General features: G+C 65.2%; 16 protein-coding genes. 3 read left to right on the forward strand and 13 right to left on the reverse strand.

Going from position 1 to position 18,196, the window contains the following annotated elements:
- The first annotated feature begins 61 nt into the window (after positions 1–61).
- The 3 genes from dbpA (at position 62) to yccS (ending at position 5,098) form a co-directional block, all read left to right on the forward strand.
- Entirely contained in the window at positions 62–1,399 is a 1,338-nt protein-coding gene (gene dbpA / locus K2O50_RS24120) for an ATP-dependent RNA helicase DbpA (RefSeq protein WP_256206027.1), read from the forward strand.
- Positions 1,400–1,543: 144 nt separating this feature from the next.
- Positions 1,544–2,725: an NAD(P)/FAD-dependent oxidoreductase gene (locus K2O50_RS24125; protein ID WP_050707207.1), complete on the forward strand. Its 1,182-nt coding sequence runs from the start codon at positions 1,544–1,546 to the stop codon at positions 2,723–2,725.
- Between the two features lie 189 nt (positions 2,726–2,914).
- The gene (yccS, locus tag K2O50_RS24130) at positions 2,915–5,098 is read left to right on the forward strand and encodes a YccS family putative transporter (protein WP_050707208.1); all 2,184 of its coding nucleotides are present in this window, start codon (positions 2,915–2,917) and stop codon (positions 5,096–5,098) included.
- A gap of 11 nt (positions 5,099–5,109) precedes the next feature.
- On the opposite strand, the gene K2O50_RS24135 is transcribed toward yccS, so the two are convergent.
- The 13 genes from K2O50_RS24135 to tkt form a co-directional block, all read right to left on the reverse strand.
- A complete protein-coding gene (locus K2O50_RS24135; protein WP_050707209.1) occupies positions 5,110–5,847 on the reverse strand; it encodes an ABC transporter substrate-binding protein in 738 nt (245 codons plus the stop codon).
- A gap of 150 nt (positions 5,848–5,997) precedes the next feature.
- Entirely contained in the window at positions 5,998–6,945 is a 948-nt protein-coding gene (locus K2O50_RS24140; RefSeq protein ID WP_050707210.1) for an ornithine cyclodeaminase family protein, read from the reverse strand.
- A complete protein-coding gene (locus K2O50_RS24145) occupies positions 6,942–7,919 on the reverse strand; it encodes a threonine/serine dehydratase (RefSeq protein WP_050707211.1) in 978 nt (325 codons plus the stop codon). The genes K2O50_RS24140 and K2O50_RS24145 overlap by 4 nt, the downstream gene beginning before the upstream one ends.
- Positions 7,920–8,017: 98 nt before the next feature.
- The gene (locus K2O50_RS24150; RefSeq protein ID WP_050707212.1) at positions 8,018–8,647 is read right to left on the reverse strand and encodes a transcriptional regulator; all 630 of its coding nucleotides are present in this window, start codon (positions 8,645–8,647) and stop codon (positions 8,018–8,020) included.
- A 47-nt stretch (positions 8,648–8,694) separates the two neighbouring features.
- The gene (locus K2O50_RS24155) at positions 8,695–8,997 is read right to left on the reverse strand and encodes a helix-turn-helix domain-containing protein (protein ID WP_028688318.1); all 303 of its coding nucleotides are present in this window, start codon (positions 8,995–8,997) and stop codon (positions 8,695–8,697) included.
- Positions 8,998–9,011: 14 nt separating this feature from the next.
- Complete coding sequence (locus K2O50_RS24160; protein WP_023631708.1) at positions 9,012–9,512, reverse strand: M48 family metallopeptidase; 501 nt, start codon at positions 9,510–9,512, stop codon at positions 9,012–9,014.
- Between the two features lie 38 nt (positions 9,513–9,550).
- The gene (locus tag K2O50_RS24165) at positions 9,551–11,668 is read right to left on the reverse strand and encodes a bifunctional diguanylate cyclase/phosphodiesterase (RefSeq protein ID WP_050707213.1); all 2,118 of its coding nucleotides are present in this window, start codon (positions 11,666–11,668) and stop codon (positions 9,551–9,553) included.
- Positions 11,669–11,875: 207 nt separating this feature from the next.
- On the reverse strand, positions 11,876–12,940 hold the full coding sequence (gene fba, locus K2O50_RS24170; RefSeq protein WP_050707214.1) for a class II fructose-bisphosphate aldolase: 1,065 nt from the start codon (positions 12,938–12,940) through the stop codon (positions 11,876–11,878).
- A gap of 100 nt (positions 12,941–13,040) precedes the next feature.
- Positions 13,041–13,370: an MliC family protein gene (locus K2O50_RS24175; RefSeq protein ID WP_050707215.1), complete on the reverse strand. Its 330-nt coding sequence runs from the start codon at positions 13,368–13,370 to the stop codon at positions 13,041–13,043.
- 159 nt (positions 13,371–13,529) lie between these two features.
- Positions 13,530–13,748 carry a hypothetical protein gene (locus K2O50_RS24180; protein ID WP_050707230.1) on the reverse strand — a complete coding sequence of 73 codons (219 nt, stop codon included), beginning with the start codon at positions 13,746–13,748 and terminating at the stop codon, positions 13,530–13,532.
- A 32-nt stretch (positions 13,749–13,780) separates the two neighbouring features.
- Positions 13,781–14,944, reverse strand: a complete 1,164-nt coding sequence (locus tag K2O50_RS24185) for a phosphoglycerate kinase (protein ID WP_050707216.1) — start codon at positions 14,942–14,944, stop codon at positions 13,781–13,783.
- A gap of 12 nt (positions 14,945–14,956) precedes the next feature.
- Positions 14,957–16,018, reverse strand: a complete 1,062-nt coding sequence (epd, locus tag K2O50_RS24190; RefSeq protein ID WP_050707217.1) for an erythrose-4-phosphate dehydrogenase — start codon at positions 16,016–16,018, stop codon at positions 14,957–14,959.
- A 150-nt stretch (positions 16,019–16,168) separates the two neighbouring features.
- Positions 16,169–18,166: a transketolase gene (gene tkt / locus K2O50_RS24195; RefSeq protein ID WP_050707218.1), complete on the reverse strand. Its 1,998-nt coding sequence runs from the start codon at positions 18,164–18,166 to the stop codon at positions 16,169–16,171.
- Positions 18,167–18,196 lie beyond the last annotated feature (30 nt).

Below are 18,196 nucleotides of genomic sequence, written 5' to 3' on the forward strand. Positions count from 1 at the left end.
GTAGGCCCGCCTCGTGACCGTTGAAACCACCGCTTTTGCCACCCTACCGCTGTCCGCCGCCATGCTGGCCAACCTGGACGCCCTGGGCTACGCCTCGATGACGCCGATCCAGGCCCAGAGCCTGCCGGTCATCCTCAAGGGCCAGGACCTGATCGCCCAGGCCAAGACCGGTAGCGGCAAGACCGCCGCTTTCGGCATCGGCCTGCTCAACCCGATCAATCCGCGCTACTTCGGCTGCCAGGCCCTGGTGCTGTGCCCGACCCGCGAACTGGCCGACCAGGTGGCCAAGGAGCTGCGCCGCCTGGCCCGCGCCGAGGACAACATCAAGATCCTCACCCTGTGCGGCGGCGTCTCGCTGGGCCCGCAGATCGCCTCGCTGGAACACGGCGCGCACATCATCGTCGGCACCCCGGGGCGCATCCAGCAGCACCTGGACAAAGGCACACTGGTGCTCGACGGCCTCAACACCCTGGTCCTGGACGAAGCCGACCGCATGCTCGACATGGGCTTCTTCGACGCCATCGCCAGCATCATCGGCAAGACCCCGTCGCGCCGCCAGACCCTGCTGTTCTCCGCCACCTACCCGGCCGGCATCGAGCAACTGGCCAAGGACTTCATGCGCCAGCCGCAGCAGGTCAAGGTCGAGGCGCTGCACAGCGACAGCCAGATCGAACAGCGCTTCATCGAGATCGACCCGCAGCAGCGCCTGGAAGCGGTGACCCGCGTGCTCGGCCACTACCGCCCGCAGTCCTGCGTGGCGTTCTGCTTCACCAAGCAGCAGTGCGAAGACCTGGTCACCCACCTGACCGCCAAGGGCATCGTCGCCCAGGCCCTGCATGGCGACCTGGAGCAGCGCGATCGCGACCAGGTGCTGACGATGTTCGCCAACCGCAGCAGCTCGGTGCTGGTGGCCACCGACGTGGCCGCCCGTGGCCTGGACATCGACGGCCTGGACCTGGTGATCAACGTCGAGCTGGCCCGTGACGCCGAGATCCACGTGCACCGCGTCGGCCGTACCGGTCGCGCCGGCGAGAAAGGCGTGGCGATCAGCCTGGTGGCCCCGGCCGAAGGCCATCGCGCCCAGGCCATCGAGGACCTGCAGAACAAGCCGCTGCGCTGGGAACAGCTGGACAACCTCAAGAACAAGGGAGGCGAGCCGCTGCTGCCGGCGATGACTACCCTGTGCATCGGTGCCGGACGCAAGGACAAGCTGCGTCCGGGCGACATCCTCGGCGCGCTGACCGGCGATGCCGGGCTGCCGGGCAAGCAGGTGGGCAAGATCGCCATCTTCGATTTCGTGGCGTTCGTGGCTGTGGAGCGGGCGGTGGCCAAGCAGGCCATGCAGCGGCTGAACAGCGGCAAGATCAAGGGTCGTGCCCTGAAAGTCCGTATTATCTAAGCCCTGCACAGATCCCGTGGGAGCGGGCTTGCCCCGCGATAGCGTCAAGCCAGGCAATGATGTTGCCCCTGCTGGCGCCATCGCGGGGCAAGCCCGCTCCCACGCTGCCCTGACACTCAACTCCAATTGCAAAGGTTCACCCACGTGCACTCCACCGACGTGATCATCCTCGGCGCCGGCGCCGCCGGCCTGATGTGCGCCCAGCTCAGCGCCCGCCGCGGGCGCCGGGTGCTGCTGCTCGACCACGCCAACAAGCCGGGCAAGAAGATCCTCATGTCCGGCGGCGGGCGCTGCAACTTCACCAACATGTACACCGAGCCGGCCAACTTCCTCTCGCACAACCCGCACTTCTGCAAGTCGGCGCTGGCCCGCTACACCCAGTGGGACTTCATCGAGCTGGTGTGCAAGCACGGCGTGCCGTACCACGAGAAGAAGCTCGGCCAGCTGTTCTGCGACAACAAGTCCAGCGACATCCTCGACATGCTCCTGGCCGAGTGCGACGAGGCTGGCGCCGAGCTGCGCATGAACACCAGCATCGAGCGCATCGACAAGACCGAAGGCGGCTATACCCTGCAGACCAGCGCCGGCCCATTCGCCTGCCAGTCGCTGGTGATCGCCACCGGCGGCCTGTCGATCCCGACCTTGGGCGCCACCGGCTTTGGCTACCAGGTCGCCCGCCAGTTCGGCCATGAGCTGCTGCCGACCCGCGCCGGTCTGGTGCCGTTCACCATCACCGAGCCCCAGCTCAAGGCACTGTGCACCGAGCTGTCGGGTACCTCGCTGGACTGCGTCGCCAGCTGCAATGGCACAAGCTTCCGCGAGAACCTGCTGTTCACCCACCGCGGCCTGAGCGGCCCGGCGATCCTGCAGATCTCGTCGTTCTGGGAAGCTGGCGACACGGTGGAGATCAACCTGCTGCCTGATCGCGATGCGCTGGAGTGGCTGCAGGGCCAGCAAGTCGAACGCCCCAACAGCGAACTGAAGACGGTGCTGGGCGAGGTGTTCACCCGCAAGCTGGCTAACCTGCTGGCCGAGCAGTGGTTCGTTTCGAAACCATTGAAGCAGTACACCCCGGCGGAATTGACCCAGATCGCCGAAAAACTGGCGGCCTGGCAGGTTATCCCGGCCGGCACCGAGGGCTATCGCACCGCGGAAGTGACCCTGGGTGGCGTGGACACCCGCGAGGTGTCGTCCAAGACCATGGAATCGCTGAAGAGCCCTGGGCTTTACTTCATCGGCGAGGTGCTGGACGTGAGCGGGCACCTGGGCGGTTTCAACTTCCAGTGGGCCTGGGCTTCGGCCAACGCGGCGGCACAGTTCGTGTAGAGTAGAATCCATTCAGCAGCACGGAACGCTTCTTGCTGGTCTGTGCTTGAGCGCCATTTTTTGGGGCCGCTGTGCGGCCCTATCGCGGCACAAGGCCGCTCCTACAGGAGATCGCGTCCCTCTGTAGGAGCGGCCTTGTGCCGCGAAAGGGCCTCGAAGGTATTCAACTGATCTCAGCCCAGGGCCATCATGTCATCGAGCTCGTTCCGCCATTCATTGCGTCGCCTGTGGGGCCAAGACAAGTTCAGCTACGCCATCCGCGTGACCATCGCCCTCACCGGCAGCATGGCCTGGTGCTGGTACCAGAACGAGATGAGCCTGCTGATTCCCCTGTTCCTCGGCATCATCGCCAGTGCCCTGGCCGAAACCGACGATGGCTGGCAGGGCCGGCTCAGCGCCCTGCTGGTGACCCTGGGCTGCTTCGCCATCGCCGCGCTGTCGGTCGAGCTGCTGTTCCCCTACCCCTGGATCTTCGCCGTCGCCCTGGCCCTGGCGGCGTTTTCCCTGACCATGCTCGGGGCCCTGGGCGAGCGCTACGGGGCGATTGCCTCGGCCACGCTGATCCTGTCGGTCTATACGATGATCGGCGTCGACCAGCGCGGCGGTGAAGTCAGCGATTTCTGGCACGAGCCGTTGCTGCTGGTGGCGGGAGCGGCCTGGTATGGGCTGCTGTCGGTGCTGTGGCAGGCGCTGTTCTCCAACCAGCCGGTGCAACAGAGCTTGGCCAAGTTGTTCTACGAGCTGGGCAGCTACCTCAAGCTCAAGGCCAGCCTGTTCGAGCCGGTGCGCACTCTCGACGTCGAGGCCACGCGCCTGGAACTGGCCAAGCAGAACGGCAGGGTGGTGGCGGCGCTCAACGCGGCCAAGGAAATCATCCTGCACCGGGTCGGCAACAGCCAGCCCAACTCCAAGGTCAGCCGCTACCTCAAGCTGTACTTCCTGGCCCAGGACATCCATGAGCGGGTCAGTGCCTCGCACTACCCCTACAACGCGTTGACCGACGCCTTCTTCCACAGCGATGTGATGTTCCGCTGCCAGCGCCTGCTGCGCAAACAGGGCTCATCCTGCCAGGAGCTGGCCCGCTCGATTCGCCTGCGCCAGCCCTTCGTGCTCGCCAGCGGCTACCCCGAGGCCCTGGAAGACCTCAATGCTTCGCTCGAGCACCTGCGCATCCAAAGCAATCCGGCCTGGCGCGGCCTGCTGCGCTCGCTGCGCGCGCTGGCCGCCAACCTGGCTACCCTCGACCGACTGCTCAGCGCCGCGAGCAACCCGGACAGCCTGGCCGATGCCAGCGACAGCAGCCTGCTCGACCGCTCGCCCCGCAACCTCAAGGACGTGTGGAAACGCCTGCGCACCCAGCTGACGCCGACATCGCTGCTGTTCCGCCACGCCCTGCGCCTGTCGCTGGCGCTGTCGGTGGGCTATGGCATGGTGCACCTGATCCACCCGACCCAGGGCTACTGGATCATCCTCACTACGCTGTTCGTCTGCCAGCCCAACTATGGCGCGACCCGGCGCAAGCTGGTGCAGCGGATCTTCGGCACTGCCATCGGCCTGACCGTGGGCTGGGCGCTGTTCGACCTGTTCCCCAACCCGATCATCCAATCGCTGTTCGCGGTGGTCGCCGGGGTGGTGTTCTTCGTCAACCGCACCACCCGCTACACCCTGGCCACGGCGGCGATCACCCTGATGGTGCTGTTCTGCTTCAATCAGATCGGCGATGGCTACGGCCTGTTCCTGCCACGCCTGTTCGATACCCTGGTGGGCAGCCTGATCGCCATTCTCGCGGTGTTCCTGTTCCTCCCCGACTGGCAGGGCCGACGGCTGAACAAGGTGCTGGCCAACACCCTGGCCTGCGCCAGCGAGTACCTGCGCCAGATCATGCAGCAGTACGCCCACGGTAAGCGCGACGACCTGGCCTATCGCCTGGCCCGGCGCAACGCGCACAACGCCGACGCGGCATTGTCCACCACCTTGGCCAACATGCTGATGGAGCCGGGGCATTTCCGTAAGGAGGCCGATGTCGGCTTCCGCTTCCTGGTGCTGTCACACACCTTGCTCAGCTACCTCTCGGGGCTCGGGGCGCACCGCGACACGGCGCTGCCGACCGAGGTCCACGAGCAGCTGATCGATGGCGCCGGGCGGAGCCTGGCCAGCAGCCTCGACGAAATTGCCAATGGCCTGGCGGCGCGCTTGCCGGTGGCGATCCACAGCGATGCCGAAGAAGCCCTGGCCAATGCGCTGGAGCAGATGCCGGAGGAGCTGGACGAGCATCAGCGGCTGGTGCAGACGCAACTGGCGCTGATCTGCCGGCAACTCGGGCCATTGCGCACCCTGGCAGGGCATCTGATCAAGGAAGGCGAACCCGCCTGATCGACCCGCGATCAAAACCCATGCTGGCGCAGCAACCGGTCGTAACTGCCGTCGGCCTTCATCGCGGCGATGGCCTTCTCGAAGCGGGCGACGATCTTCTGGTGCTCCGGGTGCTTGAGACTGACCAGGATATGCAGGCTGTTCTCGCTCAGCGGCGGATCGACGAACGCCACCCCCTCCCGCACCGGCTGCGGCTCGCGTTGCAGGTTGTAGCGCGCCACGAACTCATCCTCCACCGCCAGGTTGACCCTGCCGGCCGCCAGCATGCGCACCGCGGACGAGAAGCTGCGTACCGGCACCTTGTTCAGGCGCTCGTCGCTGTCGAATTCAGGGGAATAGGCGTAATCGCGCACCACGGCGATGGTGTAGGGGTAGAGGTCGGACTGGCGCGCATAGGCGAACGCCTCGCCCTCACGCTTGAGCAGGCGGATGCGGTTGACCAGGTAGGCATCGGAGAACTGGCCGATCAGGGTTCGCTCGTCGTTGTACCAGGCGTTGATCAGCACGTCGTAGCGCCCCTCGCCCACGCCCATCAGCGCCCTGGCCCAAGGCGCCTCCTCGAACTCGGTGGCGTAGCCGGCACGGGTCAGCGCCGTGGTGACGATGCTGGTGGCCAGGCCGCCACCGGGCATGCTGGTGTCGGTAAAAGGCGGCCAGCTGTCGGCCACCAGCCGCAGCTTGCCCTGGGCCAGGGCAGGCCCCGCGCACAACAGCCCGAGTAAACCAAGAACGCAAAGCAGTGGCCGCATGCTCAAGTCCTTTCGCAATTGGTAACCCACGCGGTAACGGCGATCTTAACGACTACTGCTCTGGCAGCCTACACAAGGCTGAGCGTTGTGGCACGCGACAATACTGTCAAATTGCCTCTATTTTGGCCGGACTGTGGATAATTTCATCGTTCAACCGCGCAGGCGCTCGAAGACCCACTGGGCAATTTGCGCATCCTGCACTGCGACACCGGTCAGGTCGGCCAGGGTAACCTCGTGCTGATCCTGACGCCCAGTGCCCTGGCCAGCCAGCACCGCGCCCAGCTCCAATAGGCGGGAAGGTTCGAGCGCCCCCGCCTTGAGCGCGTGGGAAACCTCGCCATAGGCCCCGCACTGGACCTGCGAGTCGACGATGATTCGCGACATCGAAGCGACCAGCGCCGCATCCAGCTCCTGCTTGCCGACGCAGTCCGCGCCGACCGCCGTGATATGGGTGCCGGGACGAACCCACTCGCGCCTGAGCAACGGCTCACGTGACGGGGTGGTGGTGACGATCAGGTTGGCCGCCTGCGCGACAGCCTGCGGCTGTCCGACCGTCCGCACGCTGAAGCCCAGCGCCCGGGCATGCTCACGGTAGTCCGACAGGCCTTGCTCGCTGCGCCCCCAGACCACCACCTGACGGCAGCTCGTCAGCGGCATCAGGTACTCCAGTTGCAGGCGGGCCTGCAGGCCGGTGCCAAGCACGCCGATGGCCTCGACCTCGCGAGGCGCCAGCAGGCGGGCAACAATGCGCCCGGCCAAGGCTGTGCGCACGGCAGTCAGCCAGCCCTGATCGGCCAGCCATGCAAGCGGTTCACCGGTGCGGGCCGACAGCACCAGCATCAAGCCGTCATTGCTGGGCAGGCCCTTGCCCGGATTGTCGTAGAAACCACTGGAGACCTTGACCACGAAGGTTTCGCCGCCCTCGAGGTAAGCCGATTTGATGCAGCAATCACCATTGGCCTGACGGAACTGGAAAGTCTGCACCGGCGGGGCCTGCACCAGGCCCGCACTGTAGGCCTTGAAACCGTCCACCAGCCGCCGCTCGATCGCGTCAAGGTCGAGGCAGGCCTTGATCGCCTGCAGGTCGTGGATCTTCATGCGATGGCCTCCAGGTATTTCTCCAACTGGATATTGCGTCCGCACAACACCACCGCCACCTTCTTGCCCTGGTAGCGCCCGGCCAGCTGCTTCATGCCGGCCAGCGCGACGGCGGCAGCGCCTTCGATGATCCAGCGCTCGCACGCAGCGGCATCACGCATGGCCTGCCTGATCTCGTCCTCGCTGACCAGCACGGTGCGCGTCAGCAGGCGCTGGCAGATAGGCAAGGTGACCGCGTCCGTCTCCACGCCCCCAGCGGTGCCGTCGGACAGGGTCGGCAGTTCATCCATCTCGATGATCCGGCCTTGTTCGATGGAGCGTTGCAGGGTCGGCGCGTTGGCCGGCCAGCAGCCGATGATCTGTACCGACGGCGCCAGCTTGTGCAGTGCGGTGGCGATGCCGGAGACCATTCCGCCGCCGCCCACCGCGACGAACACCGCGTCCAGGTCCGGCGCCTGCTCGAACAGTTCCATGCCGATGGTCCCCTGCCCGGCGATGACCTCCAGATCGTTGTAAGGTGAGACGAACGGCTTGTTCTGACGCCCAGCCTCTTCACGAGCCAGTTGCTCCGCCCCCAGCGAATCGACCTCCAGAACCTGCACCTGCGCCCCCAGCAGACGCATCGCCTCGATCTTGGCCGGCGAGGCTTCATCGCTGACATACACCGTCACCGGCACGTCCAGCAGCTGACCGGCCAGGGCAAGCCCTTGCCCATGATTGCCCGAGGAAGCAGCGATAACCCCCCTGCTTCGCTGCGCCTCACCCAGCAGCCGCAGCTTGTTGCTGGCACCGCGAAACTTGAACGAACCGGTCAGCTGGAGGTGTTCGCACTTGAGATGAACGTCGCAGCCGGTCATGGCCGAGAGCGCCAGGCTGCGTGCCAGCGGGGTCACCGGCACCTGCGGGCGCAGGGCCTGATGGGCCTGGAGAATGGACTGGTACAGCTGCTCGAGCGCCAGATCGTCGATAGGCATGGGGTGGAATCTCCTCGGGAAGCGACAGGCAGGCGCCGACGCCAAATGGAATAAAAATCCACCGTAGAATATTTTTCCACCAAGTACAAGCCTGGAAACTATGCCTCCCGAGCGAGCTTCACATACTTGTAAACCGTCGCCCTGCCCATGCCGAGGATATTGGCCACGTAGTCGTATGTGCCACCGCCGCGGAAGGCGCCTTCCCCGTGCAGGGCCTCGACCAGCTCGCGTTTCTGCTCCCGGCTGAGCCCCTCGAGGCTCAAGCCATGCTGCCTGAGCCAGGCATGCAGGAAGGTGTTGATGCGCTCCTGCCAGTCATCACGGAACAGCACGTCTGGCTGGGGCAGCAGGCGGCTGGCCTGGAAGAACAGGTCCAGTGCCTGCTTGGCCTGCTCCAGCACCGAGACATTGAAGTTGATGCACAGCAGCGCCTCGGGAGCACCGGCCTCATCGACCATGACACTGCTGATCGAGCGCACTTTCTGACCGTTCCAGTTGAGTTTCTCGTAGGGCCCCAACGGCGTCGTGGCGCTCAGTTCGCCCGGTAGATCCTCAAGTGCCGAGTCGTCGCCCAACTGCCGCCTGGAAATATTGTTGGCGATATGCACGACCGTCTGGCTGCGCAGGTCGTGGACCACCACTTCGGCATGGGGGAACAACAGGGTCGCGACACCATCGGCCATGGCGGCGTAGTTGCTGAAGCGAGCGTCAATGGCCTTGGCAGACATCCGGAACATCCTGAAAGAGAGGTATGACGTACAGGTGGTAGTGAAACTCAGGGATAACCCAACACTTCGCGCAACTGGCGCAGGTGCTGGATGATCCACTGCTTGTCGATCGCCCCCCAGTCGCGGATGCGGTAGTGCCCGGCATGGTTGCGCGCGCCGGCCTGCTGCTCGAACTCACAGACGATATCCAGGTCGGCCAGGGCGGCGATGGTGTCCTGGGCAGTGCGTCGCGGCATGCCGGTGGCCTCCATCAGCGCTGGCACGCTGGTGGCGGTCTGGCTGTCGATCAGCCAGGCCACGTAGAGGCGGCGATAGAAGCTGCTGCGGGTCTTGCTCACTTCCGTGGTCATGGGGTGCTTGTCCCTCAGGTGTTGCCCGGCAGCTCCCGATAGGTCAGGTAGACGCGCAGGTCGAATTCCAGTTGATGGTAGTCCGGCTCCATGTGCTGGCAGAGCTGGTAGAAGGCCTTGTTGTGGTCGCGCTCCCTCAGGTGCGCCAGCTCATGCACCACGATCATGCGCAGGAACTGCGGCGCCGCCTCGCGAAACAGCGAGGCGACGCGGATTTCCTTCTTCGCCTTGAGCTTGCCGCCCTGCACCCGCGACACCGCCGTGTTCAGGCCCAGCGCCCGGTGGGTAAGGTCCAGGCGGTTGTCGAACAGCACCTTGTCCAGCGGCGGCGCACTGCGCAGGTACTGCTGCTTGATTTCCTGGGCATAGCCGTACAGCGCCTTGTCACTCTGCACGTCATGGCGCTCGGGGTAGCGCTGGCGCAGGTAGTCGCCCAGGCGATCGCTGGCGATCATCTGGCGCACCTGTTCCTGCAGGTGCGGCGGGTAGGCTTGCAGGTAGCGTAAGGCGGTCATGGCAGGCGTTCGGAACGGGAAGACGCGAGTTTAGCCAATCACGACGCCCATGGGAAAACCACCGGGAAGTTGCCAGCATCGCTGGCGGTCAGCGGACGGGCGACCAGGAACCCCTGCACGTAGGCGCAGCCGGCGTCCTTGAGCCATTCTGCCTGGGCCCGGGTCTCCACGCCCTCGGCAATCACGGTGATGTCGTAGGCCGCGCACAGGCCAATGACGCTGCGCACCAGGGCGATATCCGCCGCCGAGTCCGGCAGCCGCGCAACCAGGTGGCGGTCAAGTTTGAGGGTGTCGATGGGCAGGTCGCGCAGCATGCGCAACGAGCAATCGCCGGCACCGAAGTCGTCCAGCGCCACGCGAATACCCAGCTCGCGCAGGCGATGCACCTGCTTCACCGCCGCGTCGATGTTGTACATCAGCGACGTCTCGGCCACCTCAACCTCCAGCTGGGCTGGCAGCAACTGGTGCTTGTCGATCACCTGGGCCAGCTCATCGACCAACCCTGGCATGGTGAACTGGGCGCGGCTCAGGCTGATGCCCAGCACCAGTTGCGAGCCGAAGCGATCGCTCCAGGCATTGCGCTGGGCAGCACCCTTGCGATAGATCCAGCTGGCCAGGCGGTTGATCAGGCGCGCCTCTTCCAACAAGGGAATGAACAGCCCGGGCGGCACATCGCCGACGCTTGGATGCTTCCAGCGCAACAGCGCCTCGAAGCCACGCAACCGGCCATCGGCGAACGCCACCTGGGGCTGGTAGACCAGGCTGAAATCGTTCTGCTCAATGGCCGTGCGCACGCTGTCCTCGAGCATCAACCGCGAGCGGGCACGGCCGTTGAGCTCCTGGTCGTAGAAGCGGTACTGCTGGCGGCCGGCCTGCTTGGCCGCATACATCGCGGCATCGGCCGCCCGCAGCAGGCCTTCCACGTTGGCGCCGCAGTCGGGGTAGGTGGCAATGCCGATACTGACCCCCAGGTTGACCTCCAGGCCGTCCACCTGCTGGAAGCTCGACATCCGCTCCAGCAGCTTCTCGGCATAGCGCCCGGCCTGCTCGGGGTACGGCAGGCCATCGAACAGCGCGGTGAACTCGTCGCCACCCATCCTGGCCAGCAGCGCCTCGCTGCCCAGGCACTCCTTGAGCTGGTCGGCCACCCAGCGCAGGACCTTGTCGCCGGCCTCGTGGCCAAGCAGGTCGTTGATCCGCTTGAAGCCGTCCAGATCCATGTACATCAAGGCCTTGGCCTTGTCCGAGCGCTCGTTGCGCAACAGCGCGCTTTCGGCGGCCTGGTAGAAGCCACGGCGATTGAGCAGCCCGGTCAGCGGGTCGGTGACCGCTTGGTACTCGAGCTGCTGGTGCAGGCTGCGCACCACCGACATGTCCAGCACCGTCACCACCATGGCCTTCTGCTCGGCGGGCAACGGCGCGCAGGACAGCGCCACCGGTACCGGCTGGCCGCCGAGGGTGCGCAGCTGGGCGTCGTGCACACGGAAGATCTGCCGGCCCAGGTAGGCCTGGTAGAAATCCGACTCGGGCCACAGGTTGGCGCAGGGCAGCTGGATAAGGTCGAGCATGTGCGCGCCCTGCAGCTTGTCCACCGGGGCATCGAGCAGGCGCGAGATCGCCGGGTTGGCAAAGCCGATGCAGCCCGACTCGTCCACCACCAGGATGCCCTCGGCGGCGTTCTCCAGGATCGAGGCATTGAAGGCCCGCGCCGACTCCAGCTCGCGGGTCAGGCGTTGCAGCATGCGCCGGTTGCGCTGCTGCTCCAGCAGGGCCTGGACCTTGGGCTTGAGAATCTGCGGGTCGAAGGGTTTGAACAGGTAGTCCACCGCGCCGCTGGCATAGCCTTTAAGCACTGCGGCATCGGACTGTTCGTTGGCGGTGAGGAAGATGATCGGGGTCAGCCGCGTGCGTTGGCTGCCGCGCATCAGGCGGGCCACTTCGAAGCCGTCCATCTCAGGCATCTGCACGTCGAGCAGGACCAGGTCGACTTCGTGTTCGAGCAGGGTGCTCAGGGCTTCCATCCCTGAACTGGCGGTCAATACCTGCCAATCCTGGCGGGACAACAGGGCCCGCATGCTGATGAGGTTTTCCGGGTAGTCGTCTACGACCAGCAGCACCGAGCTGCTTTCCGGTGATTGTGAATAAGCGCCATCCATGCTGCTTCTCTTGGTAAGTCCAAACTTCGACTTGTGATTGGATCCGATTGTTACTCTAGACTCGGCACCCGAAGACGCAATGCAGGCAGATGGCCATAAGCCATCCGAACCGATGTTAGCCGACTAACGGTATAAGCGGCGGGCAGGCGACGTACGGGCAAAAAAAAGCCCGCATCGCTGCGGGCTTTTTCGTTGAATGGCGCCGGATCAGTTGATCTTGGCGGCCAGCTCACCCTTGGCGTAACGCTGGAACATGCCTTCCAGGGAGATCGGCTTGATCTTCGAAGCGTTGCCGGCGGTGCCGAAGGCTTCATAGCGAGCGATGCACACGTCGCGCATGGCCTTCACGGTCTCGGCGAAGAACTTGCGTGGGTCGAACTCGCTCGGGTGCTGGGCCATATAGCGGCGGATGGCACCGGTGGAGGCCAGGCGCAGGTCGGTGTCGATGTTGACCTTGCGCACGCCGTACTTGATGCCTTCGACGATCTCTTCGACCGGCACGCCGTAGGTCTCTTTGATCTGGCCGCCGTACTCGTTGATGATCGCCAGCCAGTCCTGCGGCACCGAGGAGGAACCATGCATCACCAGGTGGGTGTTGGGGATGCGCTTGTGGATTTCCTTGATGCGGTCGATCGCCAGGATGTCACCGGTTGGCGGCTTGGTGAACTTGTAGGCGCCGTGGCTGGTGCCGATGGCGATGGCCAGGGCATCGACCTGGGTCTTCTTGACGAAGTCGGCGGCCTCTTCCGGGTCGGTCAGCATCTGGCTGTGGTCCAGGATGCCTTCGGCGCCGACGCCGTCTTCCTCGCCGGCCTGGCCGGTCTCCAGGCTGCCCAGGCAGCCCAGCTCACCTTCCACCGACACGCCGCAGGCGTGGGCGAACGCCACGGTCTGCTGGGTGACGCGGACGTTGTAGTCGTAGTCGGACGGGGTCTTGCCGTCTTCCTTCAGCGAGCCGTCCATCATCACCGAGCTGAAGCCCAGCTGGATCGAGCGCTGGCACACGTCAGGGCTGGTGCCGTGGTCCTGGTGCATGCACACCGGGATGTGCGGGAACTCTTCGATGGCGGCCAGGATCAGGTGGCGCAGGAACGGGGCACCCGCGTACTTGCGGGCGCCGGCCGAGGCCTGGACGATGACCGGAGAGTCGGTGGCGTCGGCGGCTTCCATGATCGCGCGCATCTGCTCGAGGTTGTTGACGTTGAAAGCCGGAACGCCGTAGCCGAACTCGGCGGCGTGGTCCAGCATCTGGCGCATGCTAATGAGTGCCATTGTGTATCTCTCTCCCGACAAGCGTCGTTTGTTTCATGCAAGCCTGCCGCAGGGGCGGTTGCTGTTCAAGTAGTGTGGGCCATCTACGTGGCCCGGCCAGTCACGGTGCCTTGCAGCCCCGCCCAATCAGATCGTTGGTCGCCACCCAGTACACCAGGCCTTCTTCACCTTTGGTGTGGAAGGCCAGCATGCCATCGCTGTACAGCGCGCCGGAGGCACCCGGTTCGGCCTTGAGCCGATGGACCTGGTCGCCGCCGCCAAGGCGGACATCGACCGCGTCCTGTTGCGCGTCGGCGAAGCGCCACAGCACTTCGGCCTGGCTGTCGCAGACCCAGCGGGTCCAGTTGTCCGCCGGGGCGGGTTGGGCCGGCTGCAACAGCGAGCAGCCTGCCAGGGTCGCCAGGGCCAATACGGCCAGAAGCGCTTTCATCAAACATCCTCGTTACGGGAGCGCTGTACCGGCCTCATCGCCGGGGCAAGCCCGCTCCCACGATGAGTGCGTGGGAGCTGACTTGCCCCGCGATGAGGCCGCAACGACAGCCCCAATGTCCAAGACCACGAAATCCGGCTCAGGTTGCCAGCCACCCGATCAAGGGCAGCCCGGGGCCTTGCGCTGGTGTTCGTCGTCGTACTTTTCCAGGCCGTCCGGGCCCAGGCGCTTATTGATCACCGGTGCCGTCTCCGCCTGCCACTGGGACTGGTAGCAACCGCCCTTGGGCGGCTGCGCCGGATCGGCCTCGCTGCCCTTGTTGCTAGAGCAGGCGCCCAGCAACAAGGCCACGATCATCACAGGCAATTGCTTGACCATCAGGTCGCTCCCTTTGCCAGGCGCCTTCACGCTCAGGCCTTGGCCCGCTCTTCCAGGATTGCCACGGCAGGCAGGACCTTGCCCTCGACGAACTCGAGGAACGCGCCGCCACCGGTAGAAATGTAGGAGATATCGGCACCCACGCCATACTTGTCGATGGCCGCCAGGGTGTCGCCGCCACCGGCGATGGAGAACGCGGCGCTGTCGGCGATGGCCTTGGCCAGGACCTTGGTGCCGTTGCCGAACTGGTCGAACTCGAACACACCGACCGGACCGTTCCACAGGATAGTCTTCGAGGTCTTCAGCAACTCGGCGAACTGCTCGGCGGTCTTCGGGCCGATGTCCAGGATCATGTCGTCGGCGGCCACGTCGGCGATCGCCTTGACGGTGGCTTCGGCGCTTTCGGCGAATTCCTTGGCGACCACCACGTCCACCGGCAGCGGCACGCTGACCTTGGCGGCGATGGCCTTGGCGGTCTCGACCAGGTCAGGTTCGTACAGCGACTTGCCGACCGGGTGACCGGCGGCGGCGAGGAAGGTGTTGGCGATGCCGCCACCGACGATCAGCTGGTCGCAGACCGCGCTCAGGCTGTTCAGAACGTCCAGCTTGGTCGACACCTTGGAACCGGCGACGATGGCGGCCATCGGCTTGGCCGGGGCTTTCAGGGCCTTGCCCAGTGCATCCAGCTCGGCGGCCAGCAATGGGCCAGCGGCGGCGACCTTGGCGAACTTGGCAACACCGTGGGTGGAGCCCTCGGCGCGGTGGGCGGTACCGAAGGCGTCCATGACGAACACGTCGCACAGGGCGGCGTATTTCTGTGCCAACTCGTCGGCGTTCTTCTTCTCGCCCTTGTTGAAGCGCACGTTTTCGAACAGCACCAGGTCACCGGCCTGAACCTGAACGCCGTCGAGGTAATCGGCGACCAGCGGCACGTCGCGGCTCAGGGCCTTGCTCAGGTAGTCGGCAACCGGCTTGAGGCTGTTCTCGGCAGAGAACTCACCTTCGGTCGGGCGGCCCAGGTGCGAGCAGACCATCACCGCCGCGCCCTTCTCCAGGGCCAGCTTGATGGTCGGCAGCGCTGCCAGGATACGCGCGTCGCTGGCCACCACACCGTCCTTCACAGGGACGTTGAGGTCTTCGCGGATCAGTACGCGCTTACCTTGCAGGTCGAGGTCGGTCATCTTCAACACGGTCATGAATGCAGTCCTTCAGGGCTGTTTGCTGCGGGTTGGGTGAACGACGTGCAGATAGTGTTCGGCAACGTCGAGCATACGGTTGGCAAACCCCCATTCGTTGTCGAACCAGGCCAGCAGGTTCACCAGGCGGGGGCCTGAGACGCGGGTCTGGCTGGCATCGACGATGGCCGAATGCGGGTCATGGTTGAAATCACAGCTGGCGTGGGGCAGCTCGGTGTAGGCCAGCAAGCCTTTCAGCGGGCCGTCCAGGGCGGCCTCGCGCAGCACCCGGTTGACTTCCTCGGTGCTGGTATCACGGGAAGTCTGCAGGGTGATGTCCAGGCACGAGACGTTGACGGTCGGCACGCGTACCGCTTTGGCCTGGATTCGCCCGGCAAGTTCCGGCAGCAGGCGCTCGATACCCCGGGCCAGGCCCGTGGACACCGGAATCACCGACTGGAACGCCGAACGGGTGCGGCGCAGGTCTTCGTGATGGTAGGCGTCGATCACCGGCTGGTCGTTCATCGCCGAGTGGATGGTGGTGATCTGCACGTATTCGATGCCGAAGGCCTGGTCCAGCACGCGCAGCAGCGGCACGCCGCAGTTGGTGGTGCAGGAGGCGTTGGACACCAGCAGTTCGCTGCCGGTCAGGCAATCCTGGTTGACGCCGTAGACCACCGTGGCGTCGATGTCCGCCTCGCTGGCCATGGGCTGGGAAAACAGCACCCGCGGCGCACCGGCATCGAGGAAGCGCTGGCCGTCGGCACGGGTGTGGTAGGCACCGGAGCATTCCAGCACCAGGTCGATGTCCAGGGCGGCCCAGTCGATGCCTTCCGGGGTGGCGCTGCGCAGCACCTTCACGCAGTCGCCATTGATATGCAGACAGTCGCCGTCGACCTTCACCTCGCCGGGGAAGCGCCCGTGGGTGGAGTCGAAACGCGTCAGGTATTCCAGGCTGGCCTGGTCGGCCAGGTCGTTCAGCGCGACGATCTCGAAACCGGCCTTCGCCCCCCGCTCGAACAGTGCGCGCAGGACACAGCGGCCGATGCGGCCGTAACCGTTGAGTGCAACTTTGTAGGGACGCGGGTGGGGCATAGGTAGCTCTTGAACTCCGGCGGTTGAACGGGGCCGCTGCGCGGCCCATTCGCGGCACAAGGCCGCTCCTACAGGAAACGGCGTGCGCAATGCCCTGTAGGAGCGGCCTTGTGCCGCGAACGAGGGCCAAAGGCCCTCGCCTTACCTGTATCAGTCTTCCAGCAGCTCTTCGGCGGTGCCCAGGATGTTGTCCAGGGTGAAGCCGAACTCCTCGAACAGCGCGCTGGCCGGGGCCGACTCGCCGTAGGTGGTCATGCCGATCACGCGGCCTTCGAGGCCGACGTACTTGTACCAGAAGTCGGCGTGAGCGGCTTCGATGGCGATACGCGCGCCAACTTCCAGCGGCAGTACCGACTGCTTGTAGGCTGCGTCCTGGGCGTCGAACACGCTGGTGCTCGGCATCGAAACGACGCGGACCTTGCGGCCTTCGGCGGTCAGCTTGTCGAAGGCCTGAACGGCCAGGCCCACTTCGGAACCAGTGGCGATCAGGATCAGCTCAGGCTCGCCGGCGCAGTCCTTGAGCACGTAACCGCCACGGGCGATATCGGCGATCTGCTGGGCGTCGCGGGTCTGGTGCTGCAGGTTCTGGCGCGAGAAGATCAGTGCCGACGGGCCGTCCTTGCGCTCCAGGGCGGCTTTCCAGGACACGGCGGATTCCACCGCGTCGGCCGGACGCCAGGTGTCCAGGTTCGGCGTGCTGCGCAGGCTGGTCAGCTGCTCGATTGGCTGGTGGGTCGGACCGTCTTCGCCCAGGCCGATGGAGTCGTGGGTGTAGACGTGGATCACGCGCTGCTTCATCAGCGCCGACATGCGCACGGCGTTGCGGGCGTATTCCATGAACATCAGGAAGGTGGCGCCGTAAGGCACCAGGCCGCCGTGCAGGGCGACGCCGTTCATGATGGCGGTCATGCCGAACTCGCGCACGCCGTAGAACACGTAGTTGCCGCTGGCATCGTTGGCTTCGACGCCCTTGCAGCCTTTCCACAGGGTCAGGTTGGAGCCGGCCAGGTCGGCGGAGCCGCCAAGGAACTCGGGCAGCAGCGGGCCGAAGGCGTTCAGGGTGTTCTGGCTGGCCTTGCGGCTGGCGATGGTCTCGCCCTTTGCAGCAACTTCGTTGATGTAGGCCTGGGCCTTCTCGGAGAAGTCGGCCGGCAGGTCGCCGGCGGCGCGGCGCTTGAACTCGGCAGCCAGCTCAGGATAGGCCTTGGCGTAGGCATCGAAGCGCTGATTCCACTCGGCTTCGACCTTGGCGCCAGCTTCCTTGGCATCCCACTCGGCCTTGATGTCGGCCGGGATTTCGAACGGGCCGTGGTTCCAGTTCAGTTCCTTGCGGGCCAGGGCGATTTCGTCGTTGCCCAGCGGTGCGCCGTGGCAGTCTTCCTTGCCCTGCTTGTTCGGCGAGCCGAAGCCGATGATGGTCTTGCAGCAGATCAGGGTCGGACGGTCGCTCTTGCGCGCGGTCTCGATGGCGGTCTTGATCTCGTCGGCGTCGTGGCCGTTGACGTTGCGGATCACCAGCCAGTTGTAGGCCTCGAAGCGCGCCGGGGTGTTGTCGGTGAACCAGCCGTGGACTTCGCCGTCGATGGAGATGCCGTTGTCGTCGTAGAAGGCAACCAGCTTGTTCAGGCCCAGGGTGCCGGCCAGCGAGGCGACTTCATGGGAGATGCCTTCCATCATGCAGCCGTCGCCGAGGAACACGTAGGTGTTGTGGTCGACGATGTCGTGGCCTTCACGGTTGAACTGGGCACCCAGCACTTTTTCCGCCAGGGCGAAGCCCACGGCGTTGGCCAGGCCTTGGCCCAGCGGGCCGGTGGTGGTCTCGACGCCCGGGGTGTAACCGAACTCCGGGTGGCCCGGGGTGCGGCTGTGCAGCTGGCGGAAGGCCTTGAGGTCGTCGATGGTGACGTCGTAGCCGGTCAGGTGCAGCAGCGAGTAGATCAGCATCGAGCCGTGGCCGTTGGACAGCACGAAACGGTCGCGGTCGGCGAAGCTTGGGTTGCTCGGGTTGTGCTTCAGGTAGTCGCGCCAAAGCACTTCGGCGATATCCGCCATACCCATGGGGGCACCTGGGTGGCCGCTGTTGGCCTTTTGCACGGCATCCATGCTGAGGGCACGAATGGCGTTGGCACGTTCACGACGGCTGGGCATCGCTGAGTCTCCTGGGGCTTGAAATAGGTG

The organism is Pseudomonas sp. 2hn, from assembly GCF_019646095.1.
GTDB lineage: Bacteria > Pseudomonadota > Gammaproteobacteria > Pseudomonadales > Pseudomonadaceae > Aquipseudomonas > Aquipseudomonas peradeniyensis.

Excerpts from the sequence above, each read along its gene's own strand:
- dbpA (WP_256206027.1), top strand. The coding sequence starts at position 62 with ATGCTGGCCAACCTGGACGCCCTGGGCTACGCCTCGATGACGCCGATC.
- yccS (WP_050707208.1), top strand. The coding sequence starts at position 2,915 with ATGTCATCGAGCTCGTTCCGCCATTCATTGCGTCGCCTGTGGGGCCAA.
- K2O50_RS24135 (WP_050707209.1), bottom strand. The coding sequence starts at position 5,847 with ATGCGGCCACTGCTTTGCGTTCTTGGTTTACTCGGGCTGTTGTGCGCG.
- K2O50_RS24140 (WP_050707210.1), bottom strand. The coding sequence starts at position 6,945 with ATGAAGATCCACGACCTGCAGGCGATCAAGGCCTGCCTCGACCTTGAC.
- K2O50_RS24145 (WP_050707211.1), bottom strand. The coding sequence starts at position 7,919 with ATGCCTATCGACGATCTGGCGCTCGAGCAGCTGTACCAGTCCATTCTC.
- K2O50_RS24150 (WP_050707212.1), bottom strand. The coding sequence starts at position 8,647 with ATGTCTGCCAAGGCCATTGACGCTCGCTTCAGCAACTACGCCGCCATG.
- K2O50_RS24155 (WP_028688318.1), bottom strand. The coding sequence starts at position 8,997 with ATGACCACGGAAGTGAGCAAGACCCGCAGCAGCTTCTATCGCCGCCTC.
- K2O50_RS24160 (WP_023631708.1), bottom strand. The coding sequence starts at position 9,512 with ATGACCGCCTTACGCTACCTGCAAGCCTACCCGCCGCACCTGCAGGAA.
- K2O50_RS24165 (WP_050707213.1), bottom strand. The coding sequence starts at position 11,668 with ATGGATGGCGCTTATTCACAATCACCGGAAAGCAGCTCGGTGCTGCTG.
- fba (WP_050707214.1), bottom strand. The coding sequence starts at position 12,940 with ATGGCACTCATTAGCATGCGCCAGATGCTGGACCACGCCGCCGAGTTC.
- K2O50_RS24175 (WP_050707215.1), bottom strand. The coding sequence starts at position 13,370 with ATGAAAGCGCTTCTGGCCGTATTGGCCCTGGCGACCCTGGCAGGCTGC.
- K2O50_RS24180 (WP_050707230.1), bottom strand. The coding sequence starts at position 13,748 with ATGGTCAAGCAATTGCCTGTGATGATCGTGGCCTTGTTGCTGGGCGCC.
- K2O50_RS24185 (WP_050707216.1), bottom strand. The coding sequence starts at position 14,944 with ATGACCGTGTTGAAGATGACCGACCTCGACCTGCAAGGTAAGCGCGTA.
- epd (WP_050707217.1), bottom strand. The coding sequence starts at position 16,018 with ATGCCCCACCCGCGTCCCTACAAAGTTGCACTCAACGGTTACGGCCGC.
- tkt (WP_050707218.1), bottom strand. The coding sequence starts at position 18,166 with ATGCCCAGCCGTCGTGAACGTGCCAACGCCATTCGTGCCCTCAGCATG.